General features: G+C 70.2%; 9 protein-coding genes and 1 pseudogene. 6 read left to right on the forward strand and 4 right to left on the reverse strand.

From position 1 onward, the window contains the following. Positions 1–140: 140 nt before the first annotated feature. Positions 141–902 (reverse strand): TetR family transcriptional regulator, encoded by a 762-nt coding sequence (locus ACRDSQ_RS16885; RefSeq protein WP_431422292.1) that lies wholly within the window; start codon positions 900–902, stop codon positions 141–143. 65 nt (positions 903–967) lie between these two features. Between ACRDSQ_RS16885 and ACRDSQ_RS16890 the strand changes: the two genes are divergently transcribed. Beyond that, on the forward strand, positions 968–1390 hold the full coding sequence (locus ACRDSQ_RS16890) for an HIT family protein (protein ID WP_431422279.1): 423 nt from the start codon (positions 968–970) through the stop codon (positions 1388–1390). A 16-nt stretch (positions 1391–1406) separates the two neighbouring features. After that, positions 1407–1709 carry a hypothetical protein gene (locus tag ACRDSQ_RS16895; RefSeq protein ID WP_431422281.1) on the forward strand — a complete coding sequence of 101 codons (303 nt, stop codon included), beginning with the start codon at positions 1407–1409 and terminating at the stop codon, positions 1707–1709. On the opposite strand, the gene ACRDSQ_RS16900 is transcribed toward ACRDSQ_RS16895, so the two are convergent. From ACRDSQ_RS16900 to ACRDSQ_RS16910, 3 genes are read right to left on the reverse strand one after another with little or no spacing between them, the layout of a single operon-like run. After that, on the reverse strand, positions 1693–3882 hold the full coding sequence (locus ACRDSQ_RS16900; RefSeq protein WP_431422283.1) for a 3'-5' exonuclease: 2190 nt from the start codon (positions 3880–3882) through the stop codon (positions 1693–1695). The genes ACRDSQ_RS16895 and ACRDSQ_RS16900 overlap by 17 nt on opposite strands. Next, complete coding sequence (locus ACRDSQ_RS16905) at positions 3882–9557, reverse strand: Zn-binding domain-containing protein (protein WP_431422284.1); 5676 nt, start codon at positions 9555–9557, stop codon at positions 3882–3884. The genes ACRDSQ_RS16900 and ACRDSQ_RS16905 overlap by 1 nt, the downstream gene beginning before the upstream one ends. Beyond that, the gene (locus ACRDSQ_RS16910; protein WP_431422286.1) at positions 9463–9963 is read right to left on the reverse strand and encodes a DEAD/DEAH box helicase; all 501 of its coding nucleotides are present in this window, start codon (positions 9961–9963) and stop codon (positions 9463–9465) included. The genes ACRDSQ_RS16905 and ACRDSQ_RS16910 overlap by 95 nt, the downstream gene beginning before the upstream one ends. A 207-nt stretch (positions 9964–10170) precedes the next feature. Here ACRDSQ_RS16910 and ACRDSQ_RS16915 point away from each other — a divergent pair, with 207 nt between their 5' ends. The 4 genes and pseudogenes from ACRDSQ_RS16915 to ACRDSQ_RS16930 form a co-directional block, all read left to right on the forward strand. Further along, a complete protein-coding gene (locus ACRDSQ_RS16915) occupies positions 10171–11541 on the forward strand; it encodes a hypothetical protein (RefSeq protein ID WP_431422288.1) in 1371 nt (456 codons plus the stop codon). Further along, positions 11538–11996 (forward strand): YbaB/EbfC family nucleoid-associated protein, encoded by a 459-nt coding sequence (locus ACRDSQ_RS16920; protein WP_431422290.1) that lies wholly within the window; start codon positions 11538–11540, stop codon positions 11994–11996. The genes ACRDSQ_RS16915 and ACRDSQ_RS16920 overlap by 4 nt, the downstream gene beginning before the upstream one ends. Before the next feature lie 323 nt (positions 11997–12319). Further along, positions 12320–12976 carry a hypothetical protein gene (locus ACRDSQ_RS16925; RefSeq protein ID WP_431422291.1) on the forward strand — a complete coding sequence of 219 codons (657 nt, stop codon included), beginning with the start codon at positions 12320–12322 and terminating at the stop codon, positions 12974–12976. 113 nt (positions 12977–13089) lie between these two features. Further along, positions 13090–13996 (forward strand): annotated as a pseudogene (locus ACRDSQ_RS16930) (hypothetical protein); the annotation flags it as partial.

The following is a 13996-nucleotide window of genomic DNA, read 5'->3' on the forward strand; positions in this document are numbered from 1 at the left end:
GGCGAGGGCCTCGTAGGCCGCGCCACCGGACGCCACGCTGGGGACCGGGTTGGTGGTCGAAAGGTCGATGGGCGGCACGTGCACACCAAGACCGGCGAGATCCTCGCGGCCGGCGTGCACGGCGAGCGTGGCGAGACGGCTCATCGGCACTCCTCAATTCGGGGGTGCGCACAGGATGACGTCGCCGGGCGGACCACCGCGCGGTCACGAAACCAGGCGGCCGATTTGACCGGTGTGGACCGTCCATGATTCGACGGCGGGCGGTCCCGCGGGCTCGCCGCCGAACCGGATTCGACGCCCGGCGCCCAGGTCGCGGGCGCGTGTGCGGCGAGGATGTCGCGGGCGACGCGGCGGGCCTGCGCGAGCGTGCCGGCGTGGCCGTCGGGGTGCAGGCGGAACGCCAGCCGGGTCATGACCTCGCCGATCGTCACCGCCTGCAGCATCGACACGCGCAACGCGGCGCTTAAGGGGAATCCGTAGCGAACGATGAGGACGGTCGAGAGGGCTTCGGCCAGCGGCACGTCGAGCTCCGGCGGGTCGCCGACCGACAGGCCCGCGCCCCCGACCGCCCGGAAGCTGTCGTCGGCGCGGCACATGTCGACGTAGATGTCGTAGGCGTGCGCGACCGCGGACCACCAGTCCGGGAAGCGCTCGCGGTCGGCCTCGGTGTGCACGCGGTGCAGGTAGCACAGGATGTTGCGCTCCACCACCGCCTGCATGACCGCGGCCTTGTCTGGGAAATACCGGTACACCGACCCGATGGACACCTTCGCCACCCGCGCGATGTCCGCGGTCGTCGCCGCCGAGTGCCCCTTGTCCAGGACCACCTTGACAGCGGCGTCGAGGATGCGTTCGATCTGGCGGCCCGCCGCGGTACCGGGTCGGGGCTCGGCGGACCTGATAGGGCATGTCGGGCACGGTCACGGGACCATTGTGCCCAGCACACCCCCGCGAACCCGGAGGTCAGGTGTCCAAGCCGTGCACGTTCTGTCGGATTGTCGCCGGTGAACTGCCCGCCACCGTCGTCCACGAGGACGACGACACGCTCGCGTTCCTGGACCACCGCCCGGTGTTCCACGGCCACACGCTTGTCGTTCCGAAGATCCACCTGGAGATCCTGAGCGAGCTGCCCGCCGAACGGGTCGCGGCGTTCTTCACCCTGGCGCAGCGATTGGAGCGGGCGGTGGAGGACGGGTTGGGGGCCGACGGGTCGACGATCCTGATCAACAACGTGGTCAGTCAGTCGGTGCCGCACCTGCACCTGCACGTCATCCCGCGCAGGCGCAAGGACGGGCTGCGGTTCTGGCTCGGGCCGCGCCATCCCTACGACGCGGAGAACCGGATCGAGGATTTCGCCGAGCGCATCCGCGCGGCGCTGGTCAGCGCCTGACGCGGGATACTGCGGTATGGATCAACTGCGCAGGCGGCTGACGGAGCACGCACGGGTTGTCGCCGAGGCGAGGACGCACGAGTTCGTCGACCACGCGCTGGCCGCGCGGCTGCACGCGAAGATCGACGCGGTGTTGGACCGCTGGGACAGTCTCGACGCCGGGAAGCGCGCGCTGGTGGCCGAGACGATCGACTACCTGGTCGACACCGACGACGAGGAACACGACCTGCGCAGCCCGATCGGCTTCGTCGACGACGCCGAGCGGGTCGACGACATGCTGCGGGCCGTCGCCCCGGATCTCCTCACCTGGCCGGGATGAACCGGGACGGGGTGCCGGACCAGGTCAGGACGAGGTTGTCGCGCGCGCGGGTGGCCGCCACATAGAGCAGCAGGCGTTCGCGTTGGATCAGGTCCTCGCGATCGCCTGCGGGGGACTGCTCCAGCGCCCACCGCAGCGGCGCCGACTCGTCGTCGAGGCGGGCCACGACCACTCGGGCGAACTCCATTCCCTTCGCCCGGTGCATGGTCGCCACCCGGACGCCGGACCCGGCGACGTCGGAGTCCTTGGTCAGCACGTCCACCGGGACGCCGGCCTGACGCAGCACCCTGGCCACCTCGTCGCACTGGCTGTTGGTGCGGGCCAGGACGGCGAGCACGGTCAGGTCCGGGGTCAGCCCCGCCTTGTCGACGTCGTCGCCGTGCCGATCGCGCAGCGCCGTTTCCAGGTCGGCCCGCCACGCCTGGACGGTCTCGGCGATGAACGCCGACTCCTGGCCCACGCCGGCGAAGCCATGGGCCTCGGGTTCGGCGCCGCTGAGCAGACTCCGGTACCCCGCCACCGTCTCCTGCTCGCCGTCGAGGTCGGCGACCTGGCCGTCGAGCAGACCCAGGGCGTAGCGCAGGTTCTGCCGGGTGGTCCGGTAGTTCAGCGTCAGCTTCCGCGACCGGCCGACGATCTTGATCCCGAACTGGCCCAGGGTCAGGCGTTCACCGTAGATCCGCTGGTGGCTGTCCTCGCAGATGAGAAGGTCGTTGGGGCCCTCGGTGACGAGCCGCCGCAGCATGAGCCAGTGGGTGGCGTGCAGGTCCTGGCCCTCGTCGACGATCACGCTGTCGTAGGTGTCGGCCTTGGCCCGGCTGACCGGATCGGCCAACAGCCGCGCGGCCCTGGCGACCAGGTCGGTGTAGGTGGCCCGGCAGTCGAGCCGCCGCCGGAAGGTCTCCACCGCGTCCCACACCCGGCTTCGCTGCAACCAGTTCAGCCGCACGCCACGGCCTTTGCGCGGCGCCTTCAGGTATACCTGCCGGTCGGCGATCTCCTGCGCCAGGATGACATCGCGGTACTCCGCGGCCAGGAACCCCGGCGTGAACAGGTCCAGTTCGGCGACGGTGACATCCGGCAGCTCCTGGACGGTCTGCTCCCAGGCCCGGTTCTCCTCCTGCCGCGTCATGACTTTCGGCACCCGCCCGTCCACTTTGGACACAATCGAGCGGGCCACGCTGTCGACACCGGCCACCCGCACCGCCCCGGACTCGGCCGCGCCCGCGCGGGCAACGACACCTGGCCCCGCCAACTGGGCCAGGTCTGCCTCCAGGTGCGCGGCCAGCGTCCGGTTGTAGGTGGTGAGCAGCACTCGCGGCCTCGACGACGACCGGGCGAGGTAGGCGGCGCGGCGGATGGCCACGACCGTCTTGCCGGTTCCCGCTCCGCCGGCGAGCCGGGCCGACCCGTTCCACTTCGGACGGTAGGCCATGGCCCGCTGCTCGGGGTGCAGGAAGGTCCGCCACCGGGCGAAGTCGCCCTCGATCATGGCGCGCAGTTCCTCGCGGTCCTCGCCGGTGACCACGACGAACTGCATCCGCGAGGCGGGATGGTTGAGGGCCTGGCCGATGTCGGTCGTCGGCGCGGGCTCATACACCGCGCGCACCTGGTCGATGCCGACCCCGAACGCCAGTTGCAGCAACACGTCGGCCTGCCATTCCGGCAGCGCCAGACACAGGGCCTGCAGGGTGTCCTCGTCGCGGATCTCGACCGCCATGGCCGCGACGTCGGCCAGCAGCCCGAGGCCGGTCAGCTCATCGGCGGTGTACGGAACGAGATACGGCCGGTCGTCGGCCTTGGCCGACACCGCGGGCGGGGCGGTGACCCGGCCCACGTCGTTGTGGCGCAACACTTCGGCGATGCCGTTGACCGGGTTGACCCGCAGCTCCAGGGTCGACGCGAGGGCGTACGCCTCGTCGTGCGGCTTGATCGCGGCGAGCAGGTAGAACTTCTCGCGGTTGCCGCTCATGTCGAACAGGACCGCCCGGATGCTGTCGGACACCCTGGCCGTGCGCACCCGCTTGTCGATCGCGCCCTTGGGCTGTTTGAAGTCCAGGCCGGTGAGGTCGGCGTCGGCGCTGAGCTTGCGAACGAAGTCCCACGCCTTGGCCTTGATCGACCCGTCGAGATCGAGGTCCTTGTGGAAGTCCTTGGAGAAAACGACCGGCATCAGGCGGTTCCTCTCACTGCGGCGGCCACGACGTCAGGATGTGGGGCGACGACCAGCCAGCCGTCGGCGACCAGCGCGGCGTCCCGCTCGGTGTCGGCGTCCATCGAGACCGCGACGCGCACCTGCGGCCATGCCAGGTCGACCACGTGCTGCCCGTCGTGGGCCTCGTAGCCCGGTTCCGGCGCGGGCAGGCCGAGGCCGGCCAACGCGGCGATGAGGGCTTCGACCGACCCACCGAACCGGGCCGCGACCAGCTCGCGCCATGCCGGATCGCTCGTCGGCGCCGCGGGAACGGCGTCGAGACCGCCCGGCACCGGCACCGACGTCGTGCCCGCGCTGAACCGTTCGGGCCCGAGGAACTGCAGGACGTTCGACAGGGCCAGCCAGTCGCGCCAGGACTCCTCGACGGTGTCGATGGTCTCGTCGCGGTCGTCCACCCCGACGCGGACGGCGATCTGCTTGGAGCTGAGATCCACCACGGCGACCGCACCGCGCGCGGAGCGGCGCAGCAAGATCCTGGCCTTCCCGTTGACCGCCACCGGGTGCTGTCCACGCAGCTCACGCGCCAGCAGGTCGGGGATCTGGTCTCGGTCGAGCGCGCCCGCACCGCCCGGCGTGCCGCCGACCAGGCCCACGGCGATCGCCTGCGCGGGCCCCTGCCACGCGTCGGGGTCCGGTCGGCGCAGGAACCTGGTCAGCAGGGTCACCGCGTCGCCCTGCATCCGCGCGACGGTCTCGGTGCGGGGGGTGGCGAACTTGTCGGCGACCTTCTCCGTCGCCAGGCGCTGGGCGTTGGACAGGTAGGGGTAGCCGGTGGCCGGGACGCCGTCGATGGCCTGCTCGAAGGCGTCGAGGTCGTCGTGGGTGAGCGCCCACACGACGTAGTCGTCCGCGCGCAGGTTCGCGCGCTTGTCGGCGTCATCGGCGAGCCGGTTGTGTTCGGCGGTGGCGTGGAACTGCCGTCCGTCACAGAAGACCGCGACCCGTGGGACGCGGCCGTCCGAGCAAGACAGCACGAAGTCCGGGCGCACGTAGCCCAGCCCCGGCTGGGCCTCCATTGTCCACACGCGACTGTCCGAACCGGAGCCGAAGGTGAACTCCAGCCGATCGCCGCCGGTTCCGGGGGCCAACCTCGGTTCGGCCTTCTCCTGTTTGGCCCACCGGTGCAGCAACGCGCGCAGCCGCAGCTCGATGGGGGTCTCGCGGGGGCTGACGGTGACATCGCGCAGGGAGGTCAGGTCTCGCGGGGACCAGTTGGCCAGGATGTCGCGCAGCAGCTCGACCGCGCGGTCGCGGCGCACCACCGGCACGGCCGCGGGCGGGGCGTAGGCGAGCAGGCACCGGTGACACGCCTGCACCGGCCGGTCGGCGCACGGGCACTGTTCGAGCGCCTTGAGCGCCTCGGCCAGCAGCGCGCGCACCGCGTCCGGGTCGGCGAACCGGGCCAGGTACCCGGTCCCACCGGGGACCAGGTCGTGCAGGACAAGCACATGACGGCTGTGGTGACGGTCGACGTCGGGGGCGATCACCACGTCGAGGTGGTCCGGTTCGCCGCCGAGAACCCGGCGCAGACCCAGCAACAGCGCCGCGCGCATCGACTGCAACAGGGTGTCGTCGGCGATGACGATCGGCGGCACCAGCAGCCGCACGGCCTGGGTGCGCAGTTCGTGCAGCAACGCCAGCGACGTCCAGCCATCGGGCTCCGGCGTGCCGCGCTGGGGGCACCAGCCCCGGTGCCGGGCGTCGGCGGTGTCGCGGTCCTGCGCCGCCGGGACCACGCCACAATGCTTGCACGCCAGGAAAAGCGGGGCCTGCACCGACTCGCCGCCGATGATCCGCTCCACACCCCCGGTGTCGGCGCGCCCGAGGTTGACCCAGCGGATGTCGGCGCGGCGGGCGAACTCCGCGCCGAACGGGTAGTCGGTCAGCCCCCAGGCCCGCTGCACGTCCTGCGCGTCGACGGTCGTGGCGACGGTGAACATCCGCCGCTGCCGGTCGTCGTCCTCGTCGCCGAACCGGGTGCTGTCGCGCGGGGCGAACGCCGACGCGCGCTTGAACCGGACCACCGGCAGCACGGAGCCGGTGTCGGCGGCCCGGTTGTCGCCGCAGCGCGGGCACGTCGTGGGCCCGGCGTTCTCCGCCGACCAGCCGCAGCGCGGGCAGAACCGCCACCGCACGATCTCGGACTTGCGTGGAGAACCGACGTCGACGGCGTCGATGCGCAGGGCGCTTCCGTTGACGTAGAAGGTGTTTCCCGGCGCGAGTTCGCGCAGCGCGACCCGGCTGCCGCGCTCGTAGGTGAACCGGTCGACCGACGGTTTGCCGTTCTCGTCGGTCCAGGTCAGTCCCACGTCGAGCCGGGTCCGGTCGTCGAGCAGGGTGTAGTTCGGCAGCAGACCGAGCGCCTCGAACGCGGTGATCCAGTACTGGCGGGCCATGCCCGACATGCGCGACCGGGCCGCGCGGTGCTCCCCGCGCACCCGCCGCAAATCGTCGACGTCGTCGGAGCCCAGGACGTTCTTGATCTCGGTCAGGCGCGTGATCTCGGCTTCCATCACCGCCGCGCGTTCGCGCAGCTCGTCCCGCTCGGCCAGCCACACCTTCACCGCGTCGTCCACGGCGCGCTCCAGCGGCGAGACGATGTCGCGGTCGAGCCCGACCCCGGCCCAGTCGGCCAGCATGTCCGCGGTGGTGGTCATGATGTGGCCCTGGAAGCCGTCGACGAACTCGCGCACGTGGGTGTCGGCGTTGTCCCGCGCGTCGCGCAGCAGGTCGCTGAGCCAGGAACCCTCCGACAGTGCCGCGGTGAACATGCGCCCGGCCGTGCGCGGCGGTTTCCCCTTGCCCGCCCGAGCCGCTCTGTCCACAAGGGACGCGAAGTACTGGCGGCGGATGATCTCGACGGCGTCGAGGTGGCAGGCGGGCGGGGTGACCTCCCCGGCGATCATGTCCAGCGGCTCGGCCAGCCAGTGCAGTTCGATGCCCCGGCCGGGCAGCACCGCGAACACCAGCGCGCTGCCGGTCTGGCGGCCCGCGCGGCCGACCCGCTGCAGGTGGCCCGCGACCGAGCGCGGCAGCGAGGTCAGGCCGACCGCGGACAGGTCGCCGATGTCGATGCCGAGTTCGAGGGTGGGGGTGCAGGTGAGCACGTTGGGCGCGTCTGGGGCGTCGCTGGACTTGAACGCGGTCTCGACCTTGACCCTGGTCTCGGCGTCGAGCATGCCGGTGTGCTCGTGCGCGGTGATGCGCCGCACTTCGCGCGAGGTGTAGAGGACGCGGTAGTAGTCCGGGGCGATCGGCTCGTCCCGCAGTGTTCCGGCGCACCGGTCGCGCAGGCATCGGCCGTCGCGCAGTTGCCCGGCGATCTCGTGCGCGGCGGGGAACCGGTAGGAGCACACGTCGCAGCGCAGCAACGCCATGACGGTCTGCGGGTGGCCGGGCTCGGTGGGGTGCAGCACGACCGAGTCCGGTTCGAGGTAGTACACCGACGCGGCGGTCTTGGTCTTGACCTCGGAGACGATGTTCGCCTTGTGCATCGCTTCGAACAGGGCGCGCACCAGGAAAGGGCCTTCGGACTCGGCGAGGCCCAGACAGCGCGCGGTCCACCGGCAGTACCAGGTGCCTTTGGCGACCACACTGTCGAAGGGCTCGGACTTCACCGCCGTGGTAGGGAAGACCGGCGCGGGCCTGCGGGTGGGGAACGCGGGCATCGCCGCCGGGCGGCCACCCCAGATCGACCAGCGGTTGCCGTCCTCGTGCCGGTACTTGGTCAGCCACGGGTGGTTGATGCCGCCCTGCAGCCGGATCCGTTCCAGCACACCGCGAATCCAGGCCAGGGCGGCGGGCGCGGGCGGCGTGAGGTCGAGTTGCGGGAAGCGGTCGCGGTGTTCGGCGATGACGGACTCGGCCAGCCCGGTGAGCCGGGTCGGTGAGCCCGCGTCGACATGGGCGACGACGGTGCCGGTGAGTTCGAGGGTGCGGCCCGCGCGCGCGTTGAGCCCGAACTCCAGGATGGCGTTGAACCCGGCCCGGGTGGTGATCGCGGTGCGCAGCTTGGCTGATGCGCGGCGCGGGTTCTCCCAGACGTCGCGGTAGGTGTCGTCGACGAGCAAGTCGGGCGGCAGCAAGGCGTAGCGCTCGGCCGGGGTGCGGGCCGCCGACTTCATCGCGTCGGCGATCTCGGCGAGCGTGAGGGTGTTTCCGTTGAGGCTGCGGTGAAGCAGCGACCGGAAGTTGAAAGTGAAGGACCGCGCCTCGATGAATCCGGCGCGGTGTGAGGCGTCCTGGACGCTGTCGGCGAACACGAGGGTCTTCTTCTGGTCGGGCTCGACGTCGGAGCTGCCGAACAGGTGCCCCAGCGCCACCGAGGTCAGGGTGGCGACCCGGGAGCCGAGGAAGCGAATGCCGTCGCGTTGCTGACACGACGGGCAGGTGTCGCGTTTGCTGGCCTCGTCGTCCGGCGTGGCCAGGACCGGCAGGCACGCGTGGTCGCCTTTGGGTTCGGCGTCGAAGAGTTCGAGGGTGACCGGGTCCAGCCAGGACAGCGCGCCCTGATCACCCGCGCGGCGCTCGCCGGGGGCGTGCAGCATGGCGCGGAACCGGCCGGACTTGGACACCGACTGCTGGGTGATCGTCCGGGCGTTGCTGTCGAGCACGATGTCCCGGGAGCGGCGCAGCGCGCCCCAGCCGGACCGGCCGCAGTGCCTGCAGTAGACCGCGGGCAGGAACCGTTCGTCGATCTCGGTGCGCGGGCTGTCCAGGCTCCACTGGAAGTCGGGCACGGAGTCGACGATCCGGTCCAGCCTGCGGACTTCGCGCACCCAGAGCTGGATGTCCACCTGCAACAGTGGCCGGTCGCCGTCGCGGGCGTGCGAGAGCAGGCCGAGGTATTCGGCGAGCACGCGCTCCCCGTTGGGGCGGCCCGCCCAACTCGGCGCGACCGCGCGGATCACCTCCGCGAACGCGCGCGGTGTCGCGGCGGCGTCGAGCAGGGCATGCGTCAGCGGGTGGCCCCTGAGTCGCAGGCCGAGGGCGTGGCGGTCGTCGATGCCGACGTCGCCGAAGAACACCTGGGCGGTCTGCCGCAGACGGTCCATATGCGACAGACCGGGCCACAGCGGGGGAAGTTCGTCGTGCAGCGGCAGCGACTGCCCCGCCGGGTCGTCGAGCCAGTCCCCCGGGCTCAGCCGCCGCTCGCCGATGACCGCGTCGGAGTCGAACGGCTCACCGAACACGCGCCCGGCGAACTCCAGCAGCCGTCCGCCTTCGCTGCCGTCGCCCAGGGTCGCGGAGGTGGCGACCGGGGTGATCGAGCCCAGCGGCCGACCGGGCGTGGACTGGCCCAGCGCCATCCCGAGGCGACGCAGGAGCATGGCCACGTCGGTGCCCTGCGCGCCGTCGTAGGTGTGGAATTCGTCGAGGACCAGGTATTGGAGGGCGTGTTCGGCCCACAGGGGCGCGTCCTCGGGGCGCAGCAACAAAAAGTCGAGCATCTTGTAGTTGGTGAGCAGGATGTCGGGCGGGTTGTCGCGCAGTTCCCGCCGCTGCCGCAGCAGGCCGTCACCCGCCCCCGCCTCGGCGTCACCGGTGTAGAGGCCGACCCGCACGTCGCTGAGCCCATGCCCGTCGACCATCGCCGCGATGCGGCGGGCCTGGTCGTTGGCCAGGGCGTTCATCGGGGTAGAGGATCAGCGCCTTGACCCCGGGGGTGTCGCGGTGGCGGCGGCAGTGGTCGATGATCGGGATGAGGAAGGACTCGGTCTTGCCGGAGCCGGTGCCCGTGGTGACCAGAGTCGGTCGCGGGCGGGTGTGCTTGGAACTGAGCCGGGTGAACGCCTCGGCCTGGTGCCGGTAGGGCGCGAACCCGGTCGGCGCCCAGTCCAACGCGGCCCGCCACGAGCCGTCCGCCACCTGGAACGGCAGCCGCAGACGGACGTACGGGCCACGGAAGATGCCTTCGTCCTGGCTGGTCAGGAAGCCGGTGAGCCGGTCGCGAACGTCCTCGTCCGCCAGCGCGAACGTGGTGCCAAGGTAGGAAGTCAGCGCAGACCTGAGCTCATCGGCGATCAGCGACGGCTGCATGTTCCCCCTCCTCGGACCCGTCTCGCACTGTAACGCTTCAGCACAGGGTGTATCGGCGGTTGACCAAGATCATTACGGGTGCCGCGAGTGAGTGAGTAGAACTACTGAAAGTTATCAAAGGTGTTCGCAAGGTGACCCCGGGGCGATACGGTGTCCCCGGGGTTCAGGTTGGGGAGACCGGAACGAGCCCGATGCCGAGGTGGGGGAATGGACAACTTTTCGGTAGCGCTATCAGGCTTGGACGAGTTGGGTGCGAAAGTGCTGCCCGGAATCGCGCAGATGACGCATGACGCTCGGTGTGAGGTCAGGAACGCCAGCAGCTGGATTTCTCGCGCGTTCGGCACCCATGACGATTTCACCGTGGGCGCCGCCACTCCAACGATGCGCCCGCCGTCGATGCGCCAGCTATTCCACCAGCCCGGCAGCGAGATATACCTGTCGGTGAACTACCTGACGCGAGCACTCGACGACAACAGAGAGAATGTCGAACTCGCAGCGCAGGCGATCATCGAGATCGGTCGGCGATACCGGCAGGCCGACGGCAGGCCGGACGAGTCGTCCCCGGCGACGGGGGTCATCGATCATGCCCCCGTCTCTCGTGGTCCGTCTGGAATCGACTACGAAGCCGATGGCCAGTGGAAACGCGCGATGGGCGAGCATGCCGACGTGTTGACCCGGCTCATGCGGGAACACGACGACGACGGTATCGGCGCGGCGGCACAGCTGGACATCCGCCTCAGACGCATCTTCGACGAGTTCGCCTCTGGCGAGGACGCGGCCACCCAGGTGATGATCCACCACTTGGCAGCCGCCCAGCACCGACTCATCCAGGACCCAAACGAATTGTTCGGCGCCGCCGATGGATGTGTTCAGGAATGGCACGGCACGGCTGCCGACCAGTTCAAAAGCTACCTGCGCCAACTGCGTGACGGGGTTTCCGGCGTGCTGGTCCTGGACCTCGCTGGGCTGGACACAGTCTTGCGGGCGCATCAAGCCCTCATCAGCGCGATGCGTCGCGATGTTCTCGACCTGGTTGAGCGCACCCTTCGGGGCATCGAAGCCGCCGAAACGGACAGTTGGAAGGTCGGCGCGTCGATCGTCGGCGCGCTGGCTGCGATAGCTGCTGGGGTCGCGGCGGCCGGACCGGTCGGCCCGCCGCTGCTGATGTCACTCGCGGCGACCCTGATGGGCGCGGGCACATCGGTGGCCATCGAGGCCAAAGGCGCTGACTCCGAACTCGGCGTGATCGTACAGTGCGTCGACGCGGGCGAGGCCATGATCCACCTGATCGACGGCGAACGGGCCAAGATCGAACACGCGTTGCGGATCGTGACCAGCAGCTTCACCGGCGACAACCTGCCGCAGATCCGACCCGATCGGCCGCTGATCGTGACCTCGCCGGACTTCCGGCCGGAAACGTTCGGCCTGACCGACGAGACCCAGGGACGGCATCGCAAACCAACCGACACCCGCGATCTTGTCCCGGAACCCACACGAGACGCGAACGGCTCATTCGACGATCGCACGGTGGGCGACCGGGTTGAGGACCGCTACCCAGAGCAAGGACCTGCGGCATGACCGATCAACAGCACACAGCAGCCGAACTCGCGCAACGCGCGACCGCCATCACCGAGCAGGCCGAACAGATCTACAGCCGCACCCTGACGCGCAAGGAGACTCTCCGATCGACTCGTGACGCGGCGACGCGCGTGACCGCCGAAGCAAAGTCCGGTGACCGGTCAGTCCGCGCGACGGTCGACGCGGGAGGCATGGTGACCGAGTTGGCGTTGACTCACCAGGCTCTGGCCATGAGCCCGGACGATCTGGCCGCTGTGATCATCGGGGTCGCCCAGGAGGCCGCGGGCAAAGCCAGGGAGTCTGTCTACGGCATGTATGTGGCCCTGCAGAACGAGGGAATGATCAGAGAGCTGCCTGTCCTGCCTCCTGCGGTCAAGCCGACGCCGTCCGAACGCCCGGTAGTCGAGAACGATCGTGACGAGTCGCGGTCTGGATTCATGGTGGACGAGTGGTGAGAATGCGCGTGACGTTGGTGTGGCTGGTGGGGTTTCTGCTGGTCAGCGGGTGCACAGGTCCTGAGGTCAGTCCTCCGGCGAGTTCATCGGCTGTCGCCGTTGACCCGTTGACGCAGGACGGTGCGCTGCGGCCGGTGCGCCCGGCGGGTGGCCGGGCGTTGAGTTGGCTTCAGCCGGAGACGGCCGCCCAGGTGTTGTGTCAGGCGATTCCGAAGGACCGGTGGGAGCACCTACTCAGCGGCCCAGTCGGCCGTCAACCCACCGCCGCACTCGGCGGGCGTTGTCAGATCACGAGCGCGTCGTTCGGTGTGTCGGTCAGTGTCATGCGGCCAGATCGAAAGGCGCTGGTCCTCACGACGACGATCAACGGCAGGCCTGCGCTGAGAACCCCCGATGGACGTTCGGTCGTGCTGGCGCTGACCGATGAGGCGTTAACCCCTGCGGAGTCGGTCGGCGCGCGGTCCCACAGCCTGCTGTCGATCGGAGTGACCAAGCCCCTTCGGAGCGGCGGGGAGGAGATGCTGGCGCGCGTGCTCGACGAGTTGCTGCCCGCGCTGGTGCCCGACACCGAGCCGGTTCCGGCGGTCGACACCGACGGCATGATGCCGTACGTGAGCACCCCGCCAGCGCCGCGTGGTGGCATCGTGGACCTTCCGATACCGACCCAAACGCTCCAGTTGTGCACCGCAATGCGCGAGAACCTGGGACTACAGCCGCCCCGGTACACAGACTCGACCAAGGTCTACGTCGGCAGCTGTCAGGCCACTCGCACTGGTGGCCGCGAGGACGCGAGCGTTGGCATCCACTACAGGTTTGAGACTGAGACGTTCCCCGACACGGTCGCGGGGCGGCCCGCGAAGCTCGGCAAGGACTCCGTCACGGTGCTGCTGCGCGATGACGCGTGGTGCACCGTGAAGATCAAGGCGGCGGACGCGGTCCCCCTGGCCGAGCGGCTGGTGCCGGTCCTGCTCGGCGGGTAGGCCCGAGGTGAGTAGAAGTACCTGACCTGCGGGCATGGTCACCAAACGTGCTCGGGGGGTGACTCCGGGCCGGTATGGTTCGTGCGGGAGCGGGATGGGGAGGGGTACCAGGGATGAGTCTGACTCCAGAGCAGATCTACGAGAACTTCAAGGCGGGCTACGGCGGCCAGGGCCTGTCGCAGGCGTCGGCGATCGTCACCGACCTGGCGGCGAAGTACCAGGAGCGGGCGGACGCGATCACGGCGTTGACCGGCCGGATGGAGTCGGCGTGGCAGGGGGAGTCCGCGGGGGCCGCGCAGCGTGGGGCCGGGCCGCTGGCGGTGCAGCACGCCATGGCCGCGCCGGAGATGAAGACCGCGCAGGACCTGACGACCCGGCAGGTGGAGTCGTTCGACCACGCCAACAACTCCGTGGTGGAGGTGCCGCCACGGCCCGACAAGCTGAACCCGTTCGACTTCCTCAACGACGGGAAGCGGGGCACCTACGAGTCCAAGCTGGGTGAGCACAGCGCCGCCGCCGAGAACAACGTGGCGGTGATGCGCTCCTACGGCGACGCCAGCACCTACAACACCGGCGGGATGCCCGAGTCCTACGGCACGATCCTGGCCGACGAGGCCACCGTCACTGTCGGGCAGCCGACCGAGCCGGGGCACCGCGTCGGCGGGTTCACCTACGAGGATCGCGGCACCACCTCCGACAACACCGGAACGCGGTCGACCGACTCCACGGGCACCGACGGCCGCGGGTCACACGGTCAGGTGTCGGTCAACCCGGTGGACACCGGCACGACCGGGACCAAGGCGGCCGGTTTCGACGGCGGGCCGACGCAGCCGACCACCACCGTCCAGCCAGGCACGACGAACACGGGCGGGCCGACCACGTCCGGGCCGGGTCTGGGTGGCGGGCCGGTGCTGACCGGTGGGCGACCCGGAACGGGTCCGGGCCTGCCCGGCACTGGGCGCGGAACGTCGTTCCCGCCCGGATCGCGAGCGGGAGGCGGCGACACCGGCGGACGCGGGC

This window comes from Actinokineospora sp., from assembly GCF_050699995.1.
GTDB lineage: Bacteria > Actinomycetota > Actinomycetes > Mycobacteriales > Pseudonocardiaceae > Actinokineospora.